This is a genomic window from Wolbachia endosymbiont (group A) of Bibio marci, from assembly GCF_947251645.1.
In the GTDB taxonomy this organism is placed as follows: Bacteria; Pseudomonadota; Alphaproteobacteria; order Rickettsiales; family Anaplasmataceae; genus Wolbachia.
Window position 1 is genome coordinate 882,810 of sequence record NZ_OX366364.1, and the last position, 24,942, is coordinate 907,751.

Consider the following 24,942-nt stretch of genomic DNA (forward strand, 5'->3'; position numbering starts at 1 on the left):
TTAAAAAATTCACTAGTTTATTCTGTGATTAGTCTCGTTCGTCCACTAAAAGAAAAAGCGGCAAGGAGCGAGCCAAAAGCGATGAGGAAGGATCCAAACCAGATTATAGACATTCCAGGTTTATAGTGCACTTTGGCTGCGATTTTGCTCTTACTCTTATCAATCTCTCCAATTACAACATAAATATCAGAAAATAAATTGTGGTAGATACTGCTTTCAACATTTTTCTGACCTTCCACAAGGTAAAATCTACATTCAGGGGTTATCTCACCTAATATCTTGTTATTCAACAAATTCCTGATATCCATTGTTCCTCTCACTGCATGGAAATTTTCCTTTTTTATCAATTCAATATTTCGTAAAGTAACTTTAAATTTATTGACTGTTATGCTATCTCCAATTTTTAGGTAATCTTCTTTTTTCTCCTGCCAACCAACTGAATAAGCTATACCAAGCACTAGAATTGCCACTCCAGCATGAGCAAGCATCATTGCATAGTAGGATTTAGAAACTCTTCTTGCTAATAAAATTGATTCACCAAATGCTACCTTAAATAAACAAATTCTTTTACTATATGCTTCTAAAATAAAGACTAATAATGCTATGGAGATAGTAATTGATAGCACAATTATTAGCTCCATGTGAAAGATAAACGGCAAAATAGCTGCAGCACTACAGAATGAGAATCTGTATTCACGGAATATTGGCAATAGACTATTTCCCTGCCAACTACAGTATTGCCCTATCATGATGAGCACTAGAATAGTGAGTGCAATAGGATTAAATAAGGAATTGTAATATGGTGCTCCAACTGAAATTAATTCACCAGTTAAATACTCAAGCACTGTAGGGTATAAAGTGCCAATGAACACGATGAAAAAGGCAGTGATGAATAATAAATTGTTCATCAGCATCATCGTAAAGCGTGAAAAGAATCTTCTACCCTCTGTCACTTGAGTAGCAAGTTTCTTTCTGGATTCTAGTGTCAAGCATTGGAATGACATCGCAGATGTGTGATTCTTTCTCGTAAACACTACAAATATTACTAAGCTACTGACTGTCATTACACCAAGTAGAGCTAATATATACAGTCCATACCTTGGGTCATCTGCAAACGTGTGCACTGAGGTAAGTATTCCTGAGCGAACTAGAAATGTTCCAGTCACACTCAAGATAAAAGTTGTAAGCGTAAGTAAAATAGCAAAATTCCTTAAAATATTGAAATTTCGCACCACGAGCAACAAATGTGTCAGCGCTACTGCAATCAGCCACGGCATCAAAGAAACGTTTTCCACTGGATCCCAAAACCAAAATCCACCCCACCCAAGTTCGCGATATGCCCACCAGCTACCTAAGCTTATACCCAAAGTAAGTAGCGACCAAGAAATAAGTACCCAGGGCCTAACAATTTTAGCCCAAACATTTCCTTCAGTATTTGCAATTAATCCAGCTATAGAGAGTGAGAAAGGAACACTAAATCCAAGGTACCCCAAATATAATATTGGTGGGTGAATAGCAAGACCTATATCTTGCAACATCGGATTAAAACCCAATCCATCTGTTTCAATGCTTGGCATTTTAGTGAAGGGGCTGGATTCAAGTAAAGTGAACAGTAAAAAACAAAAGCAAATCAAGCCTTGGGTGATCAAGGATACTTTCTTCAATTTACTGCCGTTATCAATAAAAATACCCATCAGAAATAAGTAAAAGGTAAGCACTAATGTCCAAAGCAACATGGACCCTTCTTTATTTCCCCAAACTCCACAAATTTTATAGATCAGAGGTTTTGTTGTGTGTGAGTGGTAATATACGTTTTCGAGTGAGAAATCATTTGTAATGTGGCAGTAAATCAAAATAGCCATTGATGTTGATACACAAAAAAATATGGCAGTGGTAATAAACCGACAAGAACTAAGCGGTAAAAACAAATATGTCAAAGACAATAAGCAGGCTACCAATAGCAATATATTCCCAAATTCAGGCATAAAAAATTATAGTTTTTATATAAACAATATTACTAATGACAAGTTAGAAGTTAAAGTGTTAATTGACGCTAGCATAATGCCCCCGTAGTTAGCTGCGCTAACAATGTCAGCATTAATTAAAAATTAAATATTAAATCTTTATACTTTTATAGATAGCGTTAATATTGAGGTAACATTGTGGGTACAACTAAGATTAGTAAATTTCCATTTAATATAAAAGGTAAAGTGGCAAAACAACATGCCGAACCAATAATCGAAAAAAATCTCTATACTATTTTAGGATTCAAAGATATAGAAGATTTTGAAAATAAGACAAGTAAGCTTGTTAATAAAAAAGTTTGGCAATCATTTATTGACTGCTTTGCAAAAGAAATAGATTATGCAGCAACCGAAAAAGTTGTAAAAAACATCGTTTGTAACATTGCAAAAAGTGATCAAGGTAATGCTTTTACCAAAACTGAACATCTGATATTAAATGAAAAGCAAGATAATAGAAAGAGAGAAAAAGCGATTAGAAAAGCTATTAGTATTTTGAGGAAAATCAATCCAGAAAAAGCCTTTAGTGAACTTTCAGTAATAAAAAAACAAGCTGAAGATTTTTTACAAACCGATTTTTATAAAGCTCAGAGTAAACCACTTCAAGGATTTGCTCCTTCTGGTGGACAGCTCTTTGCGGAAGTTCTGAAATATATAGAAACACTAGAAAAATTATCCGAAGTAAAAAAAGAAGGGCTAGTTAAAGATTTCTTGTTAAATCATGTTAGTTCATTGAATAAAAAGTATCCTAAATCACAAGGTAAAAGGGAAGATGCTATAACAATACTATCAAGTGATGAGTTGAAGAATTTTTACAATAAAGGTGTAGAAGAAGGAATATTACAACCAATGGTATCTTACAAAGAATGCAAAAACCTGTATGACAAAATGAACCAAATGAAAAATGAATCCAAAAGTATAATTAAAAGAGAAGAACGGGAAGAAAATTTGAAGAAAATAGATAAGTCGATAGTCAGCGCGATTAATGACATAAAAAAACACAGAGAAGCAATCCTTAACTGTAAAAATTTCCAAAATTCTTGCATAAAGGAAAAAGAAGAACATCCATTTAGGGGCAAATCATGCCAGAAAATGATTGATATATATCAAGGAAGAATCGCAGAACATCAGGAAAAAAGTTATAAAATCTTAAACTCAGTGAGCAAGTTATTCAAAAGTATGTCGCAAAAAATGAGAGATTTACCTGAGGTAAAAGAGTTCCAGGAAATAATGAATAGTGTACATAAAGAACACAGCACAAAGCAGGCTGGTGATAATTTTGACTCAGCTTTGATTTGTCTGGTGAACGTGTGGAATAAATTAGATATTCATCTGGAAAATCCTCCAACAGAGCTAAGAGCTTCACACATTAACGTTAAAACTGAGCTAACTAGGTTATAAGAGCCAAATTTTTGGGACAATTTTAACTCAAGACAGCTCTCGCAACTTTAGTCTGTGTTCTAATTTGGTTGTGTTTTATTAAAAAAACTTTAGATTTATTTTATAATCAATACTCAAATGTAATGACTCAAACTTGGAATTTGTTGCAAACAGGGCAAAAGGAAGGCTATAAAATTGCGTATACTAATGCTCGTATTATCGATCCGGAAACTAAACTTGATATAAAAGGTTCATTATTGACTGAAGGAGATAAAATTGTCGACTTTGGTGAATCATTATTTTCAACAAGTGGGGTCGACGAAACAATAGACTGTAAAGGGCTTGTTCTAATGCCAGGCCTTATTGACATTCACGTACATTTTCGTGAACCAGGCCAAGAACATAAAGAAACTATATATACAGGCAGCAAATCTGCAGCTGCGGGAGGCGTTACAACTGTAGTTTGTCAGCCAAACACTGTTCCAGCAATTGATAGCGTTGTTTTGGCTAAATATTTGAAATATAGAGCACTTGAAACTTCACATGTAAACGTTGAATTTTACGCTAAAATCACCACTTCGGAAGAAAAATTGACTGAAATGGCACTTTTAAAGGAAGCAGGTGCGGTTGGGTTCACTGATGATGGCATGCCAGTTATGAACCCAATGATTATGAGACAGGCGCTGCTTTATTCAAGTATGCTGGGTGTTCCTATTGCTCAACATGCAGAAGATTTAAATTTATCAGCAGGTGGTGCAATCAACGAAGGTAAAATTTCTGAAGAATTGGGAGTAAAGGGAATCTTGAGTGCATCAGAATCGGTTATGGTAAATCGCGATATACTGCTCATGAAAGATATGGAGAATGTGCACTACCATATTCTACATGTCTCTTCAAAAGATTCACTTGATGCTATTGAACGTGCAAAAGACTTGGGATTAAATGTTACGTGCGAAGTAACCCCTCATCACTTCACTTTGACTGAAGATATAGTAAAACAACATGGAGCAATTGCAAAAATGAACCCGCCACTTCGCACTGAAGAAGATCGTTTAGCTATGATTGAAGGTTTAAAGACAGGTGTGATTGATTGCATTGCAACCGACCACGCTCCGCATGATCGTAATTCTAAAGATCTTCCACTTGAAAATGCTGCATTTGGTATTGTTGGTCTTGAGACAATGCTGCCCCTTTCACTTGAACTCTATCACAGTGGGCAAATGGGTCTACTTGATGTGCTTGCAAAATTGACATATAAGCCTGCAGACATAATACACGTACCACGTGGTCGTATACAGAAAAACCTTGCCGCGGACTTAATTTTAGTTGACCTCAATCATGAATGGGAAATTAAAATTGACAACTTTGCTAGTAAATCAAAGAATTCCCCTTTCGGTGGGCGCAAAGTAAAAGGACACGTAGTACGCACTGTTGTGTCTGGCAAAACTATATACTCACAGAAAAGTTAGTTATCATATCTTATCCATCCCAATTTGTTATCACCAAAATGGGCTAAGTGCACCTAAATTTAAATTAAGAAATCTCAGTCAATTCCACTGTCTTCGAATAAATGCATCCTCTTACTTTTTCAACTATCGGTTCTATGATGCAGTGATTTACTTTCGCAGCTATAGGCATTATTACATAATTCGTTGTAGAGAAGCTTATAACTGGTACTATACCCCCCTAGCATTAAAGCTCCTGACACCATTGCATCAGGCGAAATAGCATTTGTAGATGCACTAAGACCAACTCTGATTCCAGCGCTAGCAGCCCAGAAGCTCAAAAAAAACAAAATTGCTCCACAGTAGCCATCACCAAATTTAGATAACATTTCTTCGTGCACTTACCCCCATATTCAGTTACAAGTTAAGTATTAACATTTTGCCTAAATTGCAAGATTTTTTATATCAACCTGATTCCAAAACAGCAAAATTGTTGTATAATGTTACTTTGAAGTTTTATTTTCAATGCACAAGTTTGCAATACTCTTTTCTATACTGCTTGCAATAGTTGCTTACTATTTAAACAGTGAGATTATATTTGAAATAGCAAAGCTGTTTAGTGACATATTTGTTAGTTTTTTGAAATTAATAAGTTTACCTTTAGTTTTTCTATCAATAGTTTCCACAATTTCAGGACTCAAAGACTCAATTGAAATTAAAACCTTAGTTAAGAAAACACTATTTTATACGCTGCTTACAACTATTATAGCTGCGTTTGTTGCATTATCGTTTTACCTGCTAATAGATCCAGCAAGAAAAAATTTCATAAGTAATACGATAGGGAATATTAACAGCAATAACCACAGTTATTTTTCATATTTAAAATCACTCATTCCTTCGAATTTTGTGCAAGTTTTTCTTGAAAATAATATGATTGGTAGCATATTAATCGCTTTTTTGATGGGTGGAGCTATTGTTTCACTTTCAAAAGAAAAGCAGGACATATTACATCAAATATTCTCTGCACTTTTCGATACGTTACTTAAAATTGCTCAAGGGTTATTGAGATTTATTCCGCTTGCTGTGTGGTCTTTTATTACATGTTTTTTGCACGAATTAAAAGGTGGTAGCGAGTTCTACAGTCTTTTATGGTATTTTGTTTGCATAATGTCTGCAAATTTTGTGCAGGCATTTCTGATTTTACCGCTACTTATGTGGTATAAAGGCATATCACCAATTCAAACGCTAAGGGGGGTTATGCCAGCGTTGACGCTCGCATTTTTCTCTAAGTCATCCAGTGCAACGCTGCCCACAACCATAGATTGTGTGCAAAATAAGCTAAAGGTGCCAAAGAAATTGTCGTCTTTTATTTTACCAATATGCACAACAATTAATATGAATGCATGTGCTGCATTTATACTAATCACTGTAATGTTTGTTGCAGAAATGAACGGATACGTATTTTCCTTGAGCGAAATGTTTATATGGATTTTTTTAGCTACAGGGGCTGCAATTGGCAATGCTGGAGTGCCGATGGGGTGCTATTTTATGGCAACCAGTTATCTCATGTCGATGAATGTTCCTCTGCATATTATGGGACTGATTTTGCCTATTTATACAATCATCGATATGTTTGAAACTGCAATAAACGTGTGGTCTGATATTTGTATCACTCAGATAATTAATAAAGAATGTAATAGTGAAACTTAAAAAATGATATTAGACGAAAATAATCTAATAATAAAAGAATTTAAAAAAGCAGAAGCAATTTTGCATGGGCATTTTGTTTTATCATCCGGACTGCATAGTGACACATACATACAGTGTGCGAAGATTTTTGAAAATCCAAGCAGAGCCATGAAAGTTTGCGCATTATTAGCAGATAAAATAAAAAAAGAATTAAATAGCTCCATAGATTTAATATTATCTCCTGCAATTGGTGGAATAATTGTGGGTTATGAGATTGGCAGGCAGCTTGGAATAAAGACAATGTTTTGCGAGCGCGTTAACGGCAAGTTTGAATTACGCCGTGGATTTAAGATCAAAAAGGGTGAGAAAATATTACTTATCGAGGATGTAATAACCACAGGCAAATCTTCACTTGAAGCAGTGGAATGTGCAGAAGGGAAAGGAGGTAAAGTTGTTGCTGAAGCTTCTTTGATAAAGAGAAATAGTGAAACGAAACTGCCTTTTCCTGTCATATCTTTGATTGAACTGAACATCAAAAACTACAGCGAGGAAGAACTTCCAAGTGAATTAAAACAACTACCCATAACAAAACCTGGGAGTAGAGAATATTTAACAAAGTAATCCTATAATATCTTGGAAACACAGCATTTATACACAGCTTTAGTTATTTACTCTAAGTGTATTTTATGTATACTTATTACTAAATTAATTTTGAAATGATAGAAAATGAACGAATTTAAATCGATCCGAAATATAGCAATAATCGCACACGTTGACCACGGTAAAACCACTTTACTTGATAACATGTTAAAACAAAGTGGCACGTTCCGCGAGAATCAAGAAGTTCAAGAACGAGTGATGGATAGTGGTGACCAAGAGCGTGAACGCGGAATTACAATACTTGCAAAATGTACATCAATAATGTGGGGCGATGAAAAGATCAATATTATTGATACGCCAGGGCACGCGGACTTTGGTGGAGAAGTAGAAAGGGTATTGTGCATGGCAGATGGTGTGTTGCTGCTGGTTGATGCTGCAGAAGGTCCCATGCCACAAACTAAGTTTGTGTTGTCAAAAGCACTAAAAGCAAATTTGAAGCCAATTGTGATAATCAATAAGGTCGACCGACCAGACAGCAGAATTGACGAAGTATTAAATGAAATATATGAGTTATTTTTTAACCTTGATGCAACCAACGAGCAGCTAGATTTTCCAGTGTTGTATGCTTCAGGTAGAAATGGCTGGTGTGCTAAGGAGCTTTCTGATGAAAGAAAAGATTTAAGCCCATTATTTTCAACGGTTATAGATTATATAAAACCTTCTGTTTATGATCAAAATGCACCTTTTGCTATGTTGGTCACTCTACTTGAGTCTGATAAGTTTCTTGGCAGAATATTGACAGGAAAGGTTTATCAGGGTGTTGCAAAAGTCAATTCAGATCTTAAGGTGCTTGACCTCGATGGCAAAGTAATTGAACGAGGAAGATTAACTAAATTGCTCTCATTTTCTGGCTTGAAACGCATTCCAGTAGAGCAGGCTGTAGCGGGAGACATAATTGCAATTGCAGGGCTTGAAAAAGCTTCGGTTTCAGATACCATTTCTGTGCCAGAAATGACAACTGCAGTAAGCTCAACTCCAGTTGATCCGCCAACAATGGCGATTACTCTGAGCGTTAATGATTCGCCTTTTGCTGGACAAGAAGGTACAAAGCTTACTTCAACTGCTATAAAGGATCGCTTATACGCGGAGGCAGAAACAAATGTTGCAATTACTGTGACTTTGGCACCAAGCGGTGAAGCGTTTGAAGTAGGTGGACGCGGTGAGTTGCAGCTTGGAGTGTTAATTGAAAATATGAGAAGGGAGGGTTTTGAGCTTTCGGTATCACGCCCTCGCGTGTTATTTAAAGAAGAAGGCGGTAAAAAACTTGAACCTATAGAAGAAGTAGTAATTGATGTAGATGATGAATATAGTGGAATCATCATGGAAAAACTCAGCTTCCGTAAAGGTGAAGTGACTGACATGAGACCTTCTGGTAATGGCAGGACAAGATTAACGTTTTTAGTGCCATCAAGAGGATTAATTGGTTATCAAGGAGAGTTTTTAACTGATTCTCGGGGCACAGGCATAATTAACCGTTTATTTCACAGTTATGCTCCACATAAAGGTCCAATTTCTGGAAGGCGCAATGGAGTTTTAATTTCTACAGATAAGGGTGAGGCTATGGCGTATGCAATTTTCAATTTGCAAGACAGGGGAATTATGTTTATTAAGCCACAGGATAAGGTATATTGTGGCATGATTGTCGGCCAGCATAGCCGTGACAATGATTTGGAGATAAATGTGCTAAAAGGTAAGCAATTAACAAACGTAAGAGCTTCAGGTAGTGATGAAGCCATAAAACTCACTCCTCCAAAGATGATGACACTGGAGGATATGATAGCGTATATAGACGATGATGAATTGGTGGAAGTAACTCCAAAATCTATACGTTTACGCAAGAAATTCCTTGATCCAAATGAACGTAAGCGCGCAGGAAGGGCAAAGAATAAGGAGTAATCAGAGGTTGAATATTTGCGAAAAATAGTGTATAATTATTCGTCTCCTAATTGTATTTAATTATGGCCTTTTCAAAATTTCTCGATCCAAAAAACAATTTCGCGTTCAAGAGAATATTTGGTACTGAGAAAAATAAAGACATTCTTGTTCATTTTCTCAATGATATTCTAGGTCTCACTGGTGAGGCTGAAATAAAAGATGTAAAATTTCTAAGTCCCATTCAAAACCCTGAAATTGCTGCCAAAAAGGAAAGTATTGTTGATGTATTATGTAGAGATTTTACGGGTGTTCAATTTATTTGCGAGATGCAAGTTGCTAGGACTAGTGGTTTTGAGAAACGTGCTCAATATTATGCTGCTAAAGCTTATTCAAGCCAAGCTGACGTAGGTGCCCGATATCAAGACCTTAAAGGAGTTGTCTTTATTGCTATCACTGATTTTATTCTATTTCCTGATAAAGTAGCCTACAAGTCCGATCACGTTACTTTTGATAAGGTCACTTACGAACATGACCTGAAGGACTTTAGTTTTACTTTCATAGAACTACCGAAATTTCCAAAAACAAAAGAGGATCAATTAGAGAATATAGTTGAAAAATGGTGTTATTTCTTTAAGCATGCAAGTGAGACTAGTGAAGAGGATCTAAAAAAAATAGTAGGAAGTGATGTAATTATTGGTAGAGCTTATAATGAGTTGAATCAATATAATTGGAGTGAAGAAGAGCGGTTTACGTACGGTCAAGATAAGAAACGTGAAGATGATAATTTATCCTGCCTTAACCAAAAATTTGATGAGGGAAAGATTGAAGGAAAGATTGAAGTAGCAAAAAACCTACTTAAGGCTGACATCTCTATTGATATTATCTCTCAGACAACCGGCCTTCCTCAAGCTGAGATTAAACGACTTCAGGAAGAAATCACCTAAAAGGCTAATGATCAACGAAGAAATTGTAAGAGAGAACTTAAAAAAAGTCATAGAGCAAAAAAGCGGTAAAGATGTGATCGCTCTTGGCATAATATCCTCAATCATTATTAAAGGCGGGGACATTGGTTTTGTGCTTGAAGTTGCCGGTAACACGCAAGCAAACGAAGAATTAAGAAGAAATTGTGAGCAAGCTGTTAAAGCTATACCGGGGGTGACAAAAGTGATCGTGGTTGCTACTGGTCAAAAACAAACTGGGCAACAAAAAGCTAAATTACATATCGAAGGAGTGAAAAATATAATCGTTGTGGCCTCTGGTAAAGGCGGTGTGGGCAAGTCCACAGTTGCGCTAAATCTTGCTCTCTCATTAGCAAAGTTGAAACATAAAGTTGCGCTGGTTGATGCAGATATATATGGTCCTTCAATTCCTCAAATGCTTGGCACTGAAAAATTAAAGCCAGAAATACAGGGTGGAAAAGCAATACCTATAGAAAAGTATGGACTGCATACTATTTCAATCGGCTATTTTGTTGACAAGGATCGTGCAGCAATATGGCGCGGACCTATGATCACAAAAGCACTTTATAATCTGCTCATGGGAACAAAATGGTCCGATATAGAGTATTTGATAGTTGATACACCACCTGGAACTGGCGATGTGCATTTAAGTCTGATGGAAAATTTTAACTTAACCGGGGCGATAATAGTTTCAACTCCACAGGAGCTCTCTTTAATCGATGCTCGCAAAATTTATGATATGCTTAAAAAGCTCAGCGTACCGGTTATTGGAATTGTGGAAAATATGAGTTATTTCATTCAAAATGACTCAGAAATATACATATTTGGAAAAGACGGCGCAAAAAAAATGTCTGAGGAGCTGGGCATCAAACTCCTAGGCAGGATTCCTCTGGATCCACAAATATGTCATGCTTCTGATTGTGGAAATCCTTTAATGTTAAGTGAAGATTTAGCAGAGATTTATGAAGACATTGCTCAAAGTATAGTTAAACAATAGAATAAGCGTGAGAAACATGCGAATCAAAGCCCTCTTTTGTTAGTTACAAAATAGACTGCTTGCATAACCATTACTTACATGAAAAATTAGCAGCTTTTGTCATTCCAGCGCGTGACGCTGAAATCCAGAAAAAAAGAAGAATGGATCCCAGTGTCAAGCACTGGGATGACACCTTTGTGTTTGAGGCAAAACCGGCCATAGCATTTAACACACTGCCTTCGCAAAATGTTCGTACAGTTGTTCGTTACGTGCTGGAATGACAAGGTGGAGTGTCTTTAGATGTCATCCAAGTAGCTAACACTGGGATCTAAAAAATTTAATTTATATATAAAGTTTGTTTAAACTATTTTTAAAATAGATAGAATATAATTTTAGATAAATAAAATGAATTACGATGTAATCATTTCAGGTGGTGGGTTACTTGGTCTTATTACTGCCATTGGCCTTAGTTGTGACTCTGTGTCTGTAGCTGTAATTGAAAAAAATAGTCTACCACGTGTAGTAGATGACAACCGAGCATTTGCTATTTCTCAAGGTTCGAAAAAAATATTGGAAAAGTTAGGGATTTGGCAGTTTGTGGAGAGTGAAGCTGAGCCAATACTTGATATATGCATATTAGATGCGGTTACTGTGCATTACAATCATAAAATGGTTAGCGAAGAGCCAATGGGTTATGTTATCAACAATGCTACTATATGGAATGCAATCAACAATAATTTTCTGAATAAACTAAACATATACTCCCCACATTCCTATAAAACAATTGCTTGTGATTCAGGATATGTGGAAGTTATTCTTGATAATAACCAGGAATTAATATCATCGCTACTTATCTGCGCTGAAGGCAAAAACTCTAAATTACCAGAGTTATTTTCTATACCGACAGTGAAATTTGATTATAAACAAAGTAGCATAGTATTTAATGTAAAGCATGAACTGCATCACCAAAACTTAGCTGTAGAGCGTTTTTTTCCTGGCGGTCCATTTGCAATTCTACCGATGAAGGGTGGCTATACTTCTTCGATAGTTTGGACAGAAAAATCTGGAATTTCAAAAATGCTAATGGATCTGTCTGAAGAAGAATTTATTATAGAGCTCAAAAAAAGATTTGGTTCTTATTTAGGAGAGATAAAATTAGAGGGTGAAAGAAAACTTTATCCTTTAAGTTTTGCTTTCGCAAAAAAGTTATATAAGGGTAGAGTTTTGCTTATCGGCGATGCAGCACATTCAATTCATCCTGTTGCAGGTCAAGGGCTTAATCTTGGAATTAGAGATGTAGAAAGTGTTATAAAGCACGTAGTTGCCGCAAAAGCGGCTGGTATTGATGTTGGCAGTAGTTATTTATTAAAGAAAATTTCACGCAACAGATACTTTGATAATTTTACAATGGCGCTTGCAACTGATGGATTAAATAGGATGTTCTCCAACAGAATGTTCTGCGCTAAAGCACTAAGAAATCTTGGCTTGATTGCAGTTGAAAATTCAAATTTTCTCAAAAAAAGCTTCATTCGGCATGCTATGGGATTTATATAAACCACTTTATAGCTAATGCAAGTCAGTACGTCATACCGCCACGAACCGTCATACCGCGATTCATTCGCGGTATCTTTTAGCCGCTAACACGTAGCGGGATGACGAGGCTTATCGTCATCCCGCCGCGAACCGTCATACCACCGCGGTATCTCGGCCGCTAACAAGCAGCGGGATGACGAATTTGTCGTTTATCGAATCGTCGGTAAGCCTAAACTACTTTAGCCATAGGTATATATCCATTAAGTACGATAAAGAAAATCATTTATAATCGCTATAGCAACTAGTGTAGACACTTGACGTTCCTTGTGATTTGATAAATAGAGGTTTTTATCTGACTTCACAACAAGGGCTTCTGGATGACTTTGAAAGTAAATATTACCGTGCTTATCTTCAATAGCCTCTATTATTCCACCACTCGAAAATGCTGCAACTTTATATCCAAGTAACTCCAATTTTCTTCTATTTTCTGGTGTATTACTTACTGCCCCTGAATAAGCATCTGGAAAACATGTTGAAAACCAGCCATTTTCATTAGGTATTAAGAATTTAGCTACTAATTCCGCTAAACGGCTGTTTGGAACGATCTTTATCTGTTGGAGAGCTTTCTGTGCTGATTTTAAATGAGATCTTCGCTTCTCTTCATCACTCACTACTTCAATTCCCTTTGCATTCATGATACCTTGCAAACCGCCGCATATGCCAAGCAAATGAATTGAGGGATTATCATCCACTATTTTTGCAATTGCTTTAGTAACAAGCTGGCAGCAAGAAGTGGGTGAGAATGGTTCTGAGTGCAGATTATCTGGAATAAATATTCTATTTATTTTGTGCTCTTTAATAAACTTTACAACTTCAACTTTTATTCGGTCTAATGTCAGCTTCTTTGCCAATGTTTCATCTTGTTTTGCGAGATTAAGTGACTCTGCCTGAATTTTTTCAAGGCTAATTATCTTATTATAATCAATCAGTACAGTCTTAACCCCAAAGTTATTGAACATCTCGTAAATATTTTGAGATAGCCCAAGCTCATGTGCTTCTTCCGTTTTCAACAAACCAACAACTATGTCATTATTTACTGTATTTTCTGTCGTCAAGACAGTTGACGCTGGTTCTTCTTTTCTGGTTACATGTTGAGATGCCGGTTTTTCACTAACGCCAGCATAAGTAATATTGCTTAATAATAGAACTATAATTAATAAGATATTAAATATTCTGCTATAATATCTATACATATAGTTTACCCTCTCAACACTTATATCAATATCATAACATATTATAGAACATTTTACAACAAAAAGGTAAATTTGGTAAGAAAGAGAAGGTGGCCTGAGCAGGAATCGAACCAGCGACACAAGGATTTTCAGTCCTTTGCTCTACCAACTGAGCTATCAGGCCAACTGTATACTTTTATTTTTAGATAAAAAATGTTATTATGTCTATCAAAAGTTTTTAAAGTAGTTTATATAAAAATAAAGGATGAACATTAATGACAGAATAGGAATCTACCCTGGCACATTTGACCCTATAACTTTTGGGCATATTGACATAATCAAAAGAGCGTGTAAACTAGTCGATAAATTAATAATAGGAGTTGCAGAGAACGTTAATAAGCATATTGCCTTTGACACAAAGCTACGCACAAGCATGGCTGAAAATGAAATTAAAGGACTAGGAATTGATGCAGATGTTATATCTTTTAATGGGTTGCTAGTGAAGTTTGCCAAAGAGCAGAATGCTTCTGTTATTATTAGAGGATTAAGAGCAGTATCGGATTTTGATTACGAGTTTCAAATGAGTTGGGTAAATTATAAACTTCTTCCTGAAATCGAAACCATATTTCTTCCTGCTTCTGAAGATACTCAATTTATCTCATCAAGTTTTGTAAAGGAAATAGCAAGATTAGGAGAAGATGTTAGCAAATTTGTATCAAAAGGCGTTCAAAACGAATTGATTAACCTGAATAGGATAAAAAATGGAGAATAGCGTGTGTTGTTTTTTATTTATAAATGGGTATATTTAATATAGAAAATGTTATAAGCTAAAGGAGTAGCATGTCAAGAGTGAGGGTTAATAAAAGAAAAGTTTGTTGTCATGGTGATGAGAATGATGAGGGTTCTGGCCATCCATTAATATATTTAGATATGGGAGAAGAAGAGGAAATAGCCTGCCCTTATTGTGAAAAGACGTTTGTCCATGACTGTACTGTAGAAGCGGTTGGGGAGCTGACTAGGGATGAACTCTAATGGCACTTTATTTCTTCTGCAGACTTAGCCTATGTAAATAGCAATAAGAGGGGCAGTAAAAATGAAACTATCCATACGATCGAGCACTCCCCCATGGCCAGGTATCATACTTCCACTATCTTTAACACCGTAAGCTCTTTTAACAAGCGACTCAGTGAAATCGCCAAGTTGCGCTAGAATAGCAATTGCAAGGCCAATGATTGGAGAATAAAAAATTGAAAATAGACCAAAAAATATTGATCCAAAAATTGTGCACACTACTCCAGCTAAAATCGCACCAAGAAGTCCTGTCCAAGTTTTTCCAGGGCTAAGAATTGGGCAAATTTTAGCTCCACCAAAATTCTTACCAAATAGGTAGGCAGTAATGTCAATTCCCCAAATGGTTAAGACGAACCATACTAATGCGTATTTTCCCTGTGGTAGATTATATAAATATATTAATGAGGCGCTTGGTAGTGCAATCAATAATAATGCAAAAATGTATAAAATTTTGTTTCCTTGGGTTAGATTATACCATTCAAAAGAAGATAAAACTGCTATTGAAAAAATCAATAGGTAAAACGATAAATCACTGAAATATGTAGCAAAGGAAAATATGAATAATATTACTATTGAGGACAACATTCTAATTATAAAATTATTATCTACCATACTTTTTCTCTCTTTTTGTATAATCTTCTAATGCTTTACTCAAATCTTGACAAGAAAAATCAGGCCATAAAGTATCACAAAAATACAATTCAGCATAAGCTGCTTGCCATAATAAAAAGTTGCTTAACCTTTTTTCGCCGCCAGTGCGAATTAATAAATCCAATTTTGGCAGATCTTTAGTATACAGAAATTTTTCAAATTCCTCTTCTGATACATAAGCAATATTTTCTTTTATAATATTGCTTATAGCTTGTGTAATTTCTTGCTTTGCTCCGTAACTGACTGCCACAGTGAGTAATAAACCATCGTTCTTATGTGTCATTTCTTCTGCTTTTTTAATTTGATCCAATATTTTACTGGATAACAGACTTAAATTGCCAATAAAATTCAACTTAATGTTACAGTTGCAAATGAAATTGACTTTATCTTCATTAGTTAAAACGGAGTAAAATAAATCAAATAGACAGTCAGTTTCGTTTTTGGGTCTAAGCCAATTCTCCATAGAGAATGCATACAAAGTTAAGTAGGGTATGGTTAGGTCCGTACAATACTTGGCAATATCGTATGCAACTTCACTGCCCTTTTTATAACCATCAATTTTTACTCTTCCTTGATTGTTTGCCCATCTACCATTACCATCCATAATAATTGCTAAATGTTTCGGTAAAGATTCTTGATTCAACATTTAAAGTTCACCCGATGTCATAAAAGTAACTGACACACAGCTATACGAACATTGTGCTACCAGGAGGGTGTCATTCCAGTGCCCCGACACTGGAATCCAGAAACTTGATTGCAAGTGAGCACACTGAGCTGATAAGCATAAAAATAGCTGTCTTATGCTAAAACAAACGTTTTTGACGAGATTGTATGAAAAGCTGGATCCCAGTGGGCTTTGTTGCATAGCAACCGAAAAAATCTGGTGGCTACTGACAAAATTCATTATAAATAACCATTTAACTGTTGAAGAAAAAATATGCCACAGAAAATGAAAATCAGCAACCAAAACGAATATAACAAATTCCTTGAAAAAAGGGGAAATATTTTTCGTTACATCGATGAAGCTATCGAAAATTGGTATGAAAATAGTCCAAAAATGCAGGGCGGCAACTATATTTACAGTGATAAAGTCGTAATTTTGGTGCATATAATTGTCAATCTTTTTAGAATTGGTTTAAGACAAACGGTGGGGTTTATAAAAGGATATCTGCAACAAATAGGAAAAAATTTGGCAGTTATCAGCTATTCACAAGCATCAAGAAGGTTTAAAAAACTTAATATTAAGATAAATGATTGCAGGGTTGATAAAAGCAACATGGAAAATATTGAAATTATCATAGATAGCACAAGTATCAGCATTTACAGTAACACTCCTGGCCACAGTAAGGAAAACAGTGCAGATAGAAAGTACCGAAGCTACGAGCAAGTAAGAAAGTTACATGTTATGTTAAGTGTGAATAGTAAAAAAGCTATAGCTGCAAGATACAGTAATGGCGTCTACTCTGACCACTATGGAGCTTGCGATTTGCTTGAAGAAGTTAATTTTCAGCACAAAATAAAAGCATTATATGCAGATAGGGCATACGATAGGCACAAACTTTATAAATTGTGTAAGAAATACGATATAAAGACAAAAGTTCTACCAAAAAAGGATGCAGCAGAACATTCAAAAATAGATTATATGTCTGACAGAAATGCTGCTATTAGGTTAATAAAATTATATGGACAAGATGGTGTAAAAGAGTGGAAAAAGGAAGCAATTTATGGAAAGAGATCTTACATAGAAGGATTTTTCTCAAGGTTGAAGCAAGTATTTGGATTTAGCTTTAGGAATAAATCTGAAGTAAATCGTGAAAAAGAATTACTAATTAAGTGCTATTTGCTCAACAAATTCACTGATATTGGTATGGCTAAATTTGAAATCATTACATAAATTTGTCGTAAACCATCACTGCTTAAGGTGCTATGCAACAAAGCCATCCCAGTGTCACGCACTGGGATGACAGGGAAAAAAGGCACTGGGATGACAAAAAAGAGAGCACTGGAATGACATCATTTACTGTATAATACTGTGCAATATTGCAACGTTCATACAGCTGTGTGTCGACTACCTCCATGGCACCCTTGCATGTAATTTTTTCTTTTTCACTACTGAAGGCTTCTTTCATATTACCTTAGTGATGCAATATATCCTTTTCTTTGATGGACAATTCACCATCAATCTTTTTTATATTATCATTAGTAATTTTTTGTACTTCATCGTGAAGGTTATGGTAATCATCTTCCGAAATTTCTTTATTTTTTTCCATATTTTTTAATTCTTCTATTATATCCCTGCGTATATTCCGAATTGCAATTCGTGCATTTTCAGCAAATTGGTGTAATAGCTTCACTAATTTTTCACGGGTTTCTTGTGTTAAGTCCGGAAGAGCTATACGTATGGTATTGCCCTCAACAACAGGATTTAAATTCAAGTTGGCATTTAATATAGCATTTTTCACTTCACCTACAACATTAATATCCCAAACTTTAATTGATAGGGTTTTGTTATCTATAACCGAAACGCCTGCAACCTGATTTAACTTTTGATGTCCACCATAGATATTTACAACTATACCATCAAGCAACGATGCGCTAGCTCTACCAGTGCGTACGCCTTTAATATCATCATGAAAGGACTGAATAGTTTTTAGCATTCTTTCTTTTGTTTTAGCTTTTATTTCATTTAACATAAATTACCTAATGTTTACAATCTGAAACTATAGTATAAGTACCTTGACCCTTAATAATATTGACTATTTTTTCTCCCTTCAAAGAAAAAACTATAATTGGAATAGAATTCTCACGAGCAAGTGAAATTGCTGATGCATCCATAACTTTTAAATCACGAGTCAATAAATCCGTGTAAGAAAGCCTATCATACATTACAGCATCCTCATTTTTTTTCGGATCAGCGGAGTATACACCATTTACTTGCGTACCCTTTAGAATAACATCACAATTCATTTCAACAGCACGTAAAGCTGCAGCTGTATCTGTAGTAAAAAATGGATTGCCTGTGCCTGCTGCAAAAATTACCACTCTACCTTTTTCTAAATGACGAATAGCTTTCCTTCTGATGTAAGGTTCGCATACAGTGGCCATGGGTATTGCAGATAATACCCTAGAAGCTACTAAATTTTTTTCTAAAAAGTTTTGTAAAATTAAAGCATTGATTATAGTTGCAAGCATTCCAATATAATCACTGCTTGCTCTTTCACAGCCACTTAAAGACGCAGATGTGCCACGAAAGATATTCCCACCACCAACAACAATACAAACCTGAACTCCAAGATTACAAACTTCAACTATGCCTTTAGATAACTCACCTATAGTCTCCATATCGTGACCAAATTGCTTTGATCCCATCAAAGCCTCACCAGAGATTTTAAATAACACCCTGGAATATTTTATTTCGCTTTTTTCATTTGTTGAGGGAAACATTTTTTACCATTTAGTTTGCACCACCCAAAACAAGTAACTTGTAATTAGAGAGTTTAACAGCACTCAACTCGCTTGATTTTATAAAATCAGAAACCTTCATTTTATCATCCTTTATGAACTTTTGTTCTAGCAAAACAACTTCTTCATAGTACTTAGCCATTCGTCCATTTACTATTTTTTTTGCTACTTCTTCAGGTTTATTTAAGCTCCTTACTTGCTCTTCAATTATAGAACGTTCATTTTTCAACTTCATTTGATCTAAATCATCTATAGACAAAGCTTCAGGCTTCATAGCAACTACATGCATAGCTATTTGTTTCCCAATCTCTTGTAGCTTCGCCTTATCACCAGATGATTGCAATGCAATTAAAGCACCAATCTTACCTAAGCCACACACATCACCATGTACGTAGCCAGCAATAACTCCATCCTTAGCTTCTAAGTAACAAAGCTTGCTTAACTCTAGCTTCTCACCAAGAACTGATGTACCATTCATAATAGCTTCCTGCACTGTGCCAATGCTTTCATACTTGGCATTTTTTAACTCATCAACGCTAGTACAGCGTTCTTGATGAGCAATTGATGCTAAATTTGAAACTAACTCTATAAATTTCTCATTTCTTGCAACAAAATCTGTTTCGCAATTGAGTTCAACCAATGCACCATAATTTTCAGTCAAACACATAGCAACGAGCCCATCTGAAGCTACTCTATCAGATTTTTTGTCAGCTTTAGCAAGCCCTATTGTACGTAACTTATTAACGGCTTTCTTAATGTCACCATCACATTCTTCTAATGCTTTTTTACAGTCACTTAAGCCAAGCCCTGTTCTATCACGTAATTCTCTTATATCATCTGGATTCATCTTCATTTGTTACTACCTCCCTTTCTTCTTCTTTGTAAACTTTACTACGTCTCCTTTTAGTTTGCACAATACCATCTTCTTTTTCTTGAATAAACTCATCACCCCTTATATCATCAATCTTAACTCCAGATCTTGCTAGACTAGACTCTATTCCAGCTAATATAGAGTCGGTAGCTAATTTACAATAGAGCTCTATTGATTTTCTTGAGTCATCATTTCCAGGTATTAGATAAGTAATACCATCTGGATCAGAATTAGTATCAAGTATTGCAACTATTGAAATTCCTAACTTCTTAGCTTCCTTAACCGCTATATGCTCTTTATTAGTATCAATGATGAATAATATATCAGGAATTGCTCCCATTTCTCTAATACCGCCTAACACCTTATCAAGCTTTTGCTTTTTCTTTTCAATGTTCCCCAATTCTTTCTTTGTTAAAATGCTATCTTCATCATTTAATATTTTCTCATATTGCATCAAGGTTTTTATCGAAGAAGAAACAGTGCCCCAATTAGTAAGCATACCACCGAGCCATCGATGATTCACATAATATTGACCACAACGAATCGCTTCACTTGCAATAATATCAAAAGCTTGAAACTTTGTACCAACAAATAGAATGCGACCACCTTGAGATGCAACGTCATATAAAGCCTTCATGGCCACCTGTAGCAATGGTAATGTTTTTCGCAAGTCAATTATATGTATACGATTTTCTTGATGCACTCCATATATGTATGGAGCCATTTTTGCGTTCCAGCGACTAATTTTGTGACCAAAATGTACACCAGATTCGGCTAAATCACGTACAGTGACTTCAGGCAAATTTGTCATATATCATTCCTCCAAATAGTTTATCTTCCATGGCATAACCCTAATGGGACTACTTGTACAAGCCATGTGTGAAATTAAATTATTTACATAGTAATAGAAAAGACAGCAAAGTGCAAACAAAAAATATTGACAAAGGGCAACATGTTTATTAGCTTTAAAGTCGAAGCTCGAAAACGCTAAAAAGAAATTAGGGGGGTGTAGCTCAGTTGGTTAGAGCGCATGCCTGTCACGCATGAGGTCGTGAGTTCAAGTCTCATCACTCCCGCCATATTAGTTTTAGCATGACCTAAAATCCGCAACCGGTATTTAGAAACGCTTTCACCAAACTTGACATGGTATGGTATTGTAATTAATACTTAAATAGGTTTATTTTTATCATTAACAATTAGAATTAAATATGTTCATTTCTGAAGTTTTTGCAGCAGATGCAACTAACAATGCATCAAGTATCGGCGCATCTTTTACTAGTTTTATTCCATTGATTTTAATATCTGCAGTAATTTATTTTCTTATAATTCGCCCACAACAAAAAAAACTAAAAGAACATAGAAAAATTATAGATCAAATAAAGCGTGGTGATACAGTCGTTACTTCTGGCGGGATAATAGGTGAAGTTAACAAAGTTGATGGAGCAAATGCACAATTTATAATAGAAATAGCACCAAAAGTTGAGATAAAAGTCCTAAAGTCCGCTATATCTGAAGTTTTAAACAAAGAAGCTCAGAAAGTAGCAGCTAAACCAATTGAAAAAGGCAAAATCGAAAAGAGTGATAAAAAGAATAAAAATCAACCACCAGAGGAAAGTAAAAAGGGAAAAGATGATAAAGGCAAAAATGCTGCATAACTTTAAAAGAAAGTTCATTTGGTGATCCATTTGTGTGCGGAATATTTGGTGTAGTAAGTAGCGGTGATTCAGTAATACCAACTTTACTAACTGGGTTGCAAAAATTGGAATATAGGGGATATGATTCCTCAGGTATAGCAATCATAAATAACGAAGGTAAGATAGAAGTCAAAAAATCAGAAGGTAAAGTCGAAAGGTTATGTGAAGTTGTTGATGACAGCAAGATGTCTCACAGTACAGTTGGTATAGCACATACTCGCTGGGCTACACATGGAGTCCCAGGCCTTAAAAATGCTCATCCCATTCGTACAAATAATGTTGTTGTTGCTCATAATGGCATAATTGAGAATTACAATCTGCTAAAAAAGGGTCTAGAAGAAAGGGGAATATCGTTCCATACTGACACTGACACAGAGATCATACCAAATATGCTAACCTTATATCTTGATGAAGGATTGTCGCCAGTTGATTCTCTATTTAAGTGTTTAAACAACTTACATGGCTCATTTGCCTTGGTCTTATTATTTGCAGAATATCCAGACGCCTTATTTGTTGCGAAGAGAAATTTGCCTTTAGCAATAGGCTATAACTGTAACACAGTGTTTGCTGCATCTGACTCTAATGCTTTAAGTGCATTTGTGGAAAGAATATCGCATTTAGAAGATGATGACATTGCAGTGATAAAATCTAGTGGAGTTAGTATATACAACAATGGTACACAAGTTAAACGCAGTATAGAAAATAGTAGTCCAAGTGATTTTCTAATTAGCAAAAATGGTTACCCTAGCTTCATGTTAAAAGAGATTTTTGAGCAACCGCGTGCATTAAACAAAACAATAAATCAATTTTACAAGCAATATAAAGAGGTCAACAAAAAACTCTTCTCTGAACTGAATCACATTACTATAGTTGGATGCGGATCATCTTATTTTGCTGGGCTAATAGCGAAGTATTGGCTGGAAAGTATTGCTCAAGTTCGAGTATATCTAGAAATCTCATCAGAATTTAGGTATAGCAACGTCAAGCTGGAAGAAGGCAATATTGGGTTATTCATCTCCCAATCTGGTGAAACTGCAGATACCATAGAAGCGCTGCGTTATGCGAAATCACAGAAGCAAACAATCATTAGTATAACTAACACATTTAGCAGCAGCATCGAAAAGATCTCAGATATTGTGTTACATACTCTTGCTGGGCCAGAAATTGGTGTTGCTTCAACAAAAACCTTCTCTGCGCAACTTGCAACTTTAGCATGCTTTGCCGTGGAGCTTGGAAAAATAAAAGGTATACTGGGTGGAGAGAGAATAAAGCAGCTAAGCAGTGCTATCAACTCTATCCCCAAGTATATTGAGCATGTTTTAAATGTGATGAAAATACAACATATATCAGGTAGTATATTAGAGCACAATAACGTTATTTTAATTGGCAGAGGAAGTTCATACGGAGTTGCAATGGAAGGTGCATTGAAGATAAAAGAGCTTTCATACATCAATACAATTGGTATTGCAGCGGGAGAAATGAAGCACGGTTCTATTGCTTTAATAGACTCTACTGTGCTTGTTATAGCAATTATCCCTTATGATAGTTTATTCTTTAAAACGCTATCTAATATACAAGAGATTATTGCAAGAAAAGGCAAAGTAATTGCCTTCAGTGATAAGCAAGGAGCGCCATTCCTAAGGGAAGTTTGCATAGATGTGGTGCAACTTCCAGACGCTGATAATTTTATCTCTCCAATCATCTACAGTGTTGCTATGCAATTCCTTGCTTACTTTACTGCAGCAAAAAAAGGGTTAGACGTGGATTGTCCGAGAAATTTAGCTAAGTCTGTCACGGTTGAGTAGTCCATTTAAAGTTAAATTTCTAATTAAGAACTTTAATTATTAACTATAAGTCACTGAATTTCACTAGTAAATTTACTGCCATCATCCATATTGTACAATTGTATATAAGATATAGTATAACAATAGTGTCCGTTCAGCTAATACCAATTCCCACTGCACAACAAACGGATAGACAAGAATGGAAAAAAAGCCATACCATTGCCTCTCTTTCTCACTCCATAATTAAAAAACTCTGCAATCCCTCTTATTTGATTCACTAATAATGAGAATTGGTATAACTTTGCTATTTTTCTCTCTATAGCTAACCCAAGAAAGGTTTTCCTACGTCATACCGCCGCGGCGCTAACAAGTAGCGGAATGACGAATTTGTCATTTTTCAAATTATCGGTAAATCTAAGTCAGTTTAGCTATATAAAACATAGTATAAAAAGAGCTATTTCAGCAAAATTTTAAACAAACAAAGTTCATTAGCTTCACAATTGGCACCTTACGAGAAAAGTACATTTGATATACAGATTTAAAATACAAGTTAACGAATTATTATGATTTTTACCAAGATAATAGTATAGTAAGGTTTGGTAGTGAGGTATCAAAATGGGAAAATACACTAACGCATGGTTTTATAAGAAAGATAATCACGATTGTGCAAACGATGGCACTTGTGGGCAAGCTATAACGGATTTTAGGATTGGTGATTCTGATATTTTCTTCTATGATAGTAATGGAACAGTGATTGCGCAGATACCTAAGCTGCCTAATGGAAACTCTATTACATATCGTAATAATTTATATAAAACTGCACAATCAAAAAACTTTAGTGAGAATACAAAATACGTAGTATTACAAGATGTGCTGCCTAATCAATTTAATTTTGAATACGGAAAGTTGAATTGCGTAATACATTATGACAATGTATCGCAACAAGAGCAGGAGCAAATGAAGCTTGATATTCAAAATGCCTATGAGGCATATAAAGCAAAGTTTTGTATGGATAGTGATACTCAAGTGACTGTGCATACCTATGTTTTTAATAATAGAGATGATTATAGGGGATATGGCACTTTGGTTCCTAAGTTTTCATGGAGTCAATCTTCGTTCAATATTTCTGGTGGGATGACAAATGGAGAAAGCGTATTACTCTATAAAGATGTTTATACGGACAACGTTTTAGCCCATGAATTTGGTCATGTATTTCAAATGAGGCTTTCTGAAGCAAAAGTAGAGGAGTTAGACCGTATAAATAATCAGCTGATGGCAAATGCAATTGGACTTGAGGTAGAAGAAAAAAATTATAAAGCTATTTGCAAGCAGATGGGTGTAGATGAATATGAAGACCGTGGATGGATGTTTAAATTTAAATACAAAGGTACAACTGGTAGTATATACCGCAAGGACCTTTCAGAAGCAGAGAAATTTCAAATTATACAACGTGTCAAGAATTCTGGACTAGATGAATATGAAGATCGTGGATCGATGTTTAAATTTAAATATAAAGATACAATTAGTAGTATATACCTCAAGGATCTTTCAGAAGCAGAGAAATTTTAAATTATACAACGTGTCAAGAATTCTGGACCAGATGAATATGAAGACCGTGGATGGATATTTAGTTTTAAAT

The 24,942-nt window shown here is 35.4% G+C and carries 27 protein-coding genes and 2 tRNA genes; 18 read left to right on the forward strand and 11 right to left on the reverse strand.

The features are described from left to right. Positions 1 to 17: 17 nt before the first annotated feature. On the reverse strand, positions 18 to 1,964 hold the full coding sequence (locus OPR48_RS04635; protein WP_458694380.1) for a heme lyase CcmF/NrfE family subunit: 1,947 nt from the start codon (positions 1,962 to 1,964) through the stop codon (positions 18 to 20). Here OPR48_RS04635 and OPR48_RS04640 point away from each other — a divergent pair. From OPR48_RS04640 to OPR48_RS04650, 3 genes are all read left to right on the forward strand, one after another. After that, complete coding sequence (locus OPR48_RS04640; RefSeq protein WP_265025614.1) at positions 1,885 to 2,073, forward strand: hypothetical protein; 189 nt, start codon at positions 1,885 to 1,887, stop codon at positions 2,071 to 2,073. The genes OPR48_RS04635 and OPR48_RS04640 overlap by 80 nt on opposite strands. 89 nt (positions 2,074 to 2,162) lie before the next feature. Next, positions 2,163 to 3,422: a hypothetical protein gene (locus tag OPR48_RS04645; RefSeq protein WP_265025615.1), complete on the forward strand. Its 1,260-nt coding sequence runs from the start codon at positions 2,163 to 2,165 to the stop codon at positions 3,420 to 3,422. Positions 3,423 to 3,544: 122 nt separating this feature from the next. Next, on the forward strand, positions 3,545 to 4,870 hold the full coding sequence (locus OPR48_RS04650) for a dihydroorotase (protein WP_265025616.1): 1,326 nt from the start codon (positions 3,545 to 3,547) through the stop codon (positions 4,868 to 4,870). Between the two features lie 119 nt (positions 4,871 to 4,989). On the opposite strand, the gene OPR48_RS04655 is transcribed toward OPR48_RS04650, so the two are convergent. Then, positions 4,990 to 5,247 carry a hypothetical protein gene (locus OPR48_RS04655; RefSeq protein WP_265025617.1) on the reverse strand — a complete coding sequence of 86 codons (258 nt, stop codon included), beginning with the start codon at positions 5,245 to 5,247 and terminating at the stop codon, positions 4,990 to 4,992. 124 nt (positions 5,248 to 5,371) lie between these two features. Between OPR48_RS04655 and OPR48_RS04660 the strand changes: the two genes are divergently transcribed. From OPR48_RS04660 to ubiH, 7 genes are all read left to right on the forward strand, one after another. Continuing rightward, positions 5,372 to 6,556, forward strand: a complete 1,185-nt coding sequence (locus tag OPR48_RS04660) for a dicarboxylate/amino acid:cation symporter (RefSeq protein ID WP_265025618.1) — start codon at positions 5,372 to 5,374, stop codon at positions 6,554 to 6,556. Positions 6,557 to 6,559: 3 nt separating this feature from the next. Further along, positions 6,560 to 7,156, forward strand: a complete 597-nt coding sequence (gene pyrE, locus OPR48_RS04665) for an orotate phosphoribosyltransferase (protein ID WP_265025619.1) — start codon at positions 6,560 to 6,562, stop codon at positions 7,154 to 7,156. Between the two features lie 105 nt (positions 7,157 to 7,261). Next, the gene (gene typA, locus OPR48_RS04670) at positions 7,262 to 9,091 is read left to right on the forward strand and encodes a translational GTPase TypA (RefSeq protein WP_265025620.1); all 1,830 of its coding nucleotides are present in this window, start codon (positions 7,262 to 7,264) and stop codon (positions 9,089 to 9,091) included. A gap of 62 nt (positions 9,092 to 9,153) precedes the next feature. Further along, positions 9,154 to 10,014, forward strand: coding sequence for an Rpn family recombination-promoting nuclease/putative transposase (locus tag OPR48_RS04675; RefSeq protein ID WP_265025621.1), 861 nt, complete (start codon positions 9,154 to 9,156; stop codon positions 10,012 to 10,014). A gap of 7 nt (positions 10,015 to 10,021) precedes the next feature. Then, on the forward strand, positions 10,022 to 11,026 hold the full coding sequence (locus tag OPR48_RS04680; protein WP_265025622.1) for an Mrp/NBP35 family ATP-binding protein: 1,005 nt from the start codon (positions 10,022 to 10,024) through the stop codon (positions 11,024 to 11,026). A 59-nt stretch (positions 11,027 to 11,085) separates the two neighbouring features. Next, on the forward strand, positions 11,086 to 11,286 hold the full coding sequence (locus OPR48_RS04685) for a hypothetical protein (RefSeq protein WP_265025623.1): 201 nt from the start codon (positions 11,086 to 11,088) through the stop codon (positions 11,284 to 11,286). A 124-nt stretch (positions 11,287 to 11,410) separates the two neighbouring features. Beyond that, positions 11,411 to 12,559, forward strand: coding sequence for a 2-octaprenyl-6-methoxyphenyl hydroxylase (gene ubiH, locus OPR48_RS04690; protein ID WP_265025624.1), 1,149 nt, complete (start codon positions 11,411 to 11,413; stop codon positions 12,557 to 12,559). A 239-nt stretch (positions 12,560 to 12,798) separates the two neighbouring features. Here ubiH and OPR48_RS04695 read toward each other — a convergent pair whose 3' ends face one another. Together OPR48_RS04695 and OPR48_RS04700 are read right to left on the reverse strand one after the other, a co-directional pair. Further along, positions 12,799 to 13,653: a glutamine amidotransferase-related protein gene (locus OPR48_RS04695; protein ID WP_406831119.1), complete on the reverse strand. Its 855-nt coding sequence runs from the start codon at positions 13,651 to 13,653 to the stop codon at positions 12,799 to 12,801. Positions 13,654 to 13,881: 228 nt separating this feature from the next. Then, positions 13,882 to 13,954, reverse strand: a tRNA-Phe gene (locus OPR48_RS04700). A gap of 81 nt (positions 13,955 to 14,035) precedes the next feature. Between OPR48_RS04700 and coaD the strand changes: the two genes are divergently transcribed. Beyond that, positions 14,036 to 14,542, forward strand: coding sequence for a pantetheine-phosphate adenylyltransferase (coaD, locus tag OPR48_RS04705; protein WP_265025626.1), 507 nt, complete (start codon positions 14,036 to 14,038; stop codon positions 14,540 to 14,542). A 68-nt stretch (positions 14,543 to 14,610) separates the two neighbouring features. Continuing rightward, positions 14,611 to 14,802: a zinc-finger domain-containing protein gene (locus OPR48_RS04710; protein WP_265025627.1), complete on the forward strand. Its 192-nt coding sequence runs from the start codon at positions 14,611 to 14,613 to the stop codon at positions 14,800 to 14,802. A gap of 24 nt (positions 14,803 to 14,826) precedes the next feature. Here OPR48_RS04710 and OPR48_RS04715 read toward each other — a convergent pair whose 3' ends face one another. Continuing rightward, positions 14,827 to 15,453, reverse strand: a complete 627-nt coding sequence (locus tag OPR48_RS04715; RefSeq protein WP_265025628.1) for a phosphatidate cytidylyltransferase — start codon at positions 15,451 to 15,453, stop codon at positions 14,827 to 14,829. Further along, on the reverse strand, positions 15,443 to 16,138 hold the full coding sequence (uppS, locus tag OPR48_RS04720; protein ID WP_174515980.1) for a polyprenyl diphosphate synthase: 696 nt from the start codon (positions 16,136 to 16,138) through the stop codon (positions 15,443 to 15,445). Before uppS ends, OPR48_RS04715 begins: the two co-directional genes overlap by 11 nt. A 154-nt stretch (positions 16,139 to 16,292) precedes the next feature. Here uppS and OPR48_RS04725 point away from each other — a divergent pair, with 154 nt between their 5' ends. Both OPR48_RS04725 and OPR48_RS04730 read left to right on the forward strand, forming a co-directional pair. Beyond that, positions 16,293 to 16,445, forward strand: coding sequence for a hypothetical protein (locus OPR48_RS04725; RefSeq protein ID WP_265025629.1), 153 nt, complete (start codon positions 16,293 to 16,295; stop codon positions 16,443 to 16,445). Continuing rightward, positions 16,430 to 17,386, forward strand: coding sequence for an IS5 family transposase (locus tag OPR48_RS04730; protein ID WP_265025520.1), 957 nt, complete (start codon positions 16,430 to 16,432; stop codon positions 17,384 to 17,386). The genes OPR48_RS04725 and OPR48_RS04730 overlap by 16 nt, the downstream gene beginning before the upstream one ends. Positions 17,387 to 17,408: 22 nt before the next feature. Here the strand turns inward: OPR48_RS04730 and OPR48_RS04735 are convergent, their stop codons facing one another. The 5 genes from OPR48_RS04735 to rpsB are packed head-to-tail and all read right to left on the reverse strand — an operon-like array spanning position 17,409 to position 20,636. After that, positions 17,409 to 17,621, reverse strand: coding sequence for a hypothetical protein (locus OPR48_RS04735; RefSeq protein ID WP_265025630.1), 213 nt, complete (start codon positions 17,619 to 17,621; stop codon positions 17,409 to 17,411). A 6-nt stretch (positions 17,622 to 17,627) separates the two neighbouring features. Then, positions 17,628 to 18,185, reverse strand: coding sequence for a ribosome recycling factor (frr, locus tag OPR48_RS04740; protein ID WP_265025631.1), 558 nt, complete (start codon positions 18,183 to 18,185; stop codon positions 17,628 to 17,630). A gap of 7 nt (positions 18,186 to 18,192) precedes the next feature. Next, entirely contained in the window at positions 18,193 to 18,936 is a 744-nt protein-coding gene (gene pyrH / locus OPR48_RS04745) for a UMP kinase (protein WP_265025632.1), read from the reverse strand. 10 nt (positions 18,937 to 18,946) lie between these two features. Then, positions 18,947 to 19,807, reverse strand: coding sequence for a translation elongation factor Ts (tsf, locus tag OPR48_RS04750; protein WP_265025633.1), 861 nt, complete (start codon positions 19,805 to 19,807; stop codon positions 18,947 to 18,949). After that, a complete protein-coding gene (gene rpsB / locus OPR48_RS04755) occupies positions 19,788 to 20,636 on the reverse strand; it encodes a 30S ribosomal protein S2 (protein ID WP_265025634.1) in 849 nt (282 codons plus the stop codon). Before rpsB ends, tsf begins: the two co-directional genes overlap by 20 nt. Positions 20,637 to 20,827: 191 nt before the next feature. On the opposite strand from rpsB, the gene OPR48_RS04760 reads away from it, so the two are divergent. From OPR48_RS04760 to OPR48_RS04775, 4 genes are all read left to right on the forward strand, one after another. Next, positions 20,828 to 20,904, forward strand: a tRNA-Asp gene (locus OPR48_RS04760). A gap of 129 nt (positions 20,905 to 21,033) precedes the next feature. Beyond that, the gene (gene yajC, locus OPR48_RS04765; RefSeq protein WP_265025635.1) at positions 21,034 to 21,480 is read left to right on the forward strand and encodes a preprotein translocase subunit YajC; all 447 of its coding nucleotides are present in this window, start codon (positions 21,034 to 21,036) and stop codon (positions 21,478 to 21,480) included. 32 nt (positions 21,481 to 21,512) lie between these two features. Continuing rightward, positions 21,513 to 23,324, forward strand: coding sequence for a glutamine--fructose-6-phosphate transaminase (isomerizing) (gene glmS / locus OPR48_RS04770; protein ID WP_265025636.1), 1,812 nt, complete (start codon positions 21,513 to 21,515; stop codon positions 23,322 to 23,324). A 594-nt stretch (positions 23,325 to 23,918) separates the two neighbouring features. Next, positions 23,919 to 24,872, forward strand: coding sequence for a hypothetical protein (locus OPR48_RS04775; protein WP_265025637.1), 954 nt, complete (start codon positions 23,919 to 23,921; stop codon positions 24,870 to 24,872). The last annotated feature ends 70 nt before the right edge of the window (positions 24,873 to 24,942 follow it).

Excerpts from the sequence above, each read along its gene's own strand:
- coaD (WP_265025626.1), top strand. The coding sequence starts at position 14,036 with ATGAACATTAATGACAGAATAGGAATCTACCCTGGCACATTTGACCCT.
- OPR48_RS04680 (WP_265025622.1), top strand. The coding sequence starts at position 10,022 with ATGATCAACGAAGAAATTGTAAGAGAGAACTTAAAAAAAGTCATAGAG.
- OPR48_RS04710 (WP_265025627.1), top strand. The coding sequence starts at position 14,611 with ATGTCAAGAGTGAGGGTTAATAAAAGAAAAGTTTGTTGTCATGGTGAT.
- pyrH (WP_265025632.1), bottom strand. The coding sequence starts at position 18,936 with ATGTTTCCCTCAACAAATGAAAAAAGCGAAATAAAATATTCCAGGGTG.
- OPR48_RS04650 (WP_265025616.1), top strand. The coding sequence starts at position 3,545 with ATGACTCAAACTTGGAATTTGTTGCAAACAGGGCAAAAGGAAGGCTAT.
- OPR48_RS04730 (WP_265025520.1), top strand. The coding sequence starts at position 16,430 with ATGCCACAGAAAATGAAAATCAGCAACCAAAACGAATATAACAAATTC.
- uppS (WP_174515980.1), bottom strand. The coding sequence starts at position 16,138 with ATGTTGAATCAAGAATCTTTACCGAAACATTTAGCAATTATTATGGAT.
- rpsB (WP_265025634.1), bottom strand. The coding sequence starts at position 20,636 with ATGACAAATTTGCCTGAAGTCACTGTACGTGATTTAGCCGAATCTGGT.
- OPR48_RS04735 (WP_265025630.1), bottom strand. The coding sequence starts at position 17,621 with ATGAAAGAAGCCTTCAGTAGTGAAAAAGAAAAAATTACATGCAAGGGT.
- pyrE (WP_265025619.1), top strand. The coding sequence starts at position 6,560 with ATGATATTAGACGAAAATAATCTAATAATAAAAGAATTTAAAAAAGCA.
- frr (WP_265025631.1), bottom strand. The coding sequence starts at position 18,185 with ATGTTAAATGAAATAAAAGCTAAAACAAAAGAAAGAATGCTAAAAACT.
- ubiH (WP_265025624.1), top strand. The coding sequence starts at position 11,411 with ATGAATTACGATGTAATCATTTCAGGTGGTGGGTTACTTGGTCTTATT.
- yajC (WP_265025635.1), top strand. The coding sequence starts at position 21,034 with ATGTTCATTTCTGAAGTTTTTGCAGCAGATGCAACTAACAATGCATCA.
- OPR48_RS04675 (WP_265025621.1), top strand. The coding sequence starts at position 9,154 with ATGGCCTTTTCAAAATTTCTCGATCCAAAAAACAATTTCGCGTTCAAG.
- typA (WP_265025620.1), top strand. The coding sequence starts at position 7,262 with ATGAACGAATTTAAATCGATCCGAAATATAGCAATAATCGCACACGTT.
- OPR48_RS04775 (WP_265025637.1), top strand. The coding sequence starts at position 23,919 with ATGGGAAAATACACTAACGCATGGTTTTATAAGAAAGATAATCACGAT.
- tsf (WP_265025633.1), bottom strand. The coding sequence starts at position 19,807 with ATGAAGATGAATCCAGATGATATAAGAGAATTACGTGATAGAACAGGG.
- OPR48_RS04640 (WP_265025614.1), top strand. The coding sequence starts at position 1,885 with ATGGCAGTGGTAATAAACCGACAAGAACTAAGCGGTAAAAACAAATAT.
- OPR48_RS04725 (WP_265025629.1), top strand. The coding sequence starts at position 16,293 with ATGCTAAAACAAACGTTTTTGACGAGATTGTATGAAAAGCTGGATCCC.
- OPR48_RS04715 (WP_265025628.1), bottom strand. The coding sequence starts at position 15,453 with ATGGTAGATAATAATTTTATAATTAGAATGTTGTCCTCAATAGTAATA.
- OPR48_RS04660 (WP_265025618.1), top strand. The coding sequence starts at position 5,372 with ATGCACAAGTTTGCAATACTCTTTTCTATACTGCTTGCAATAGTTGCT.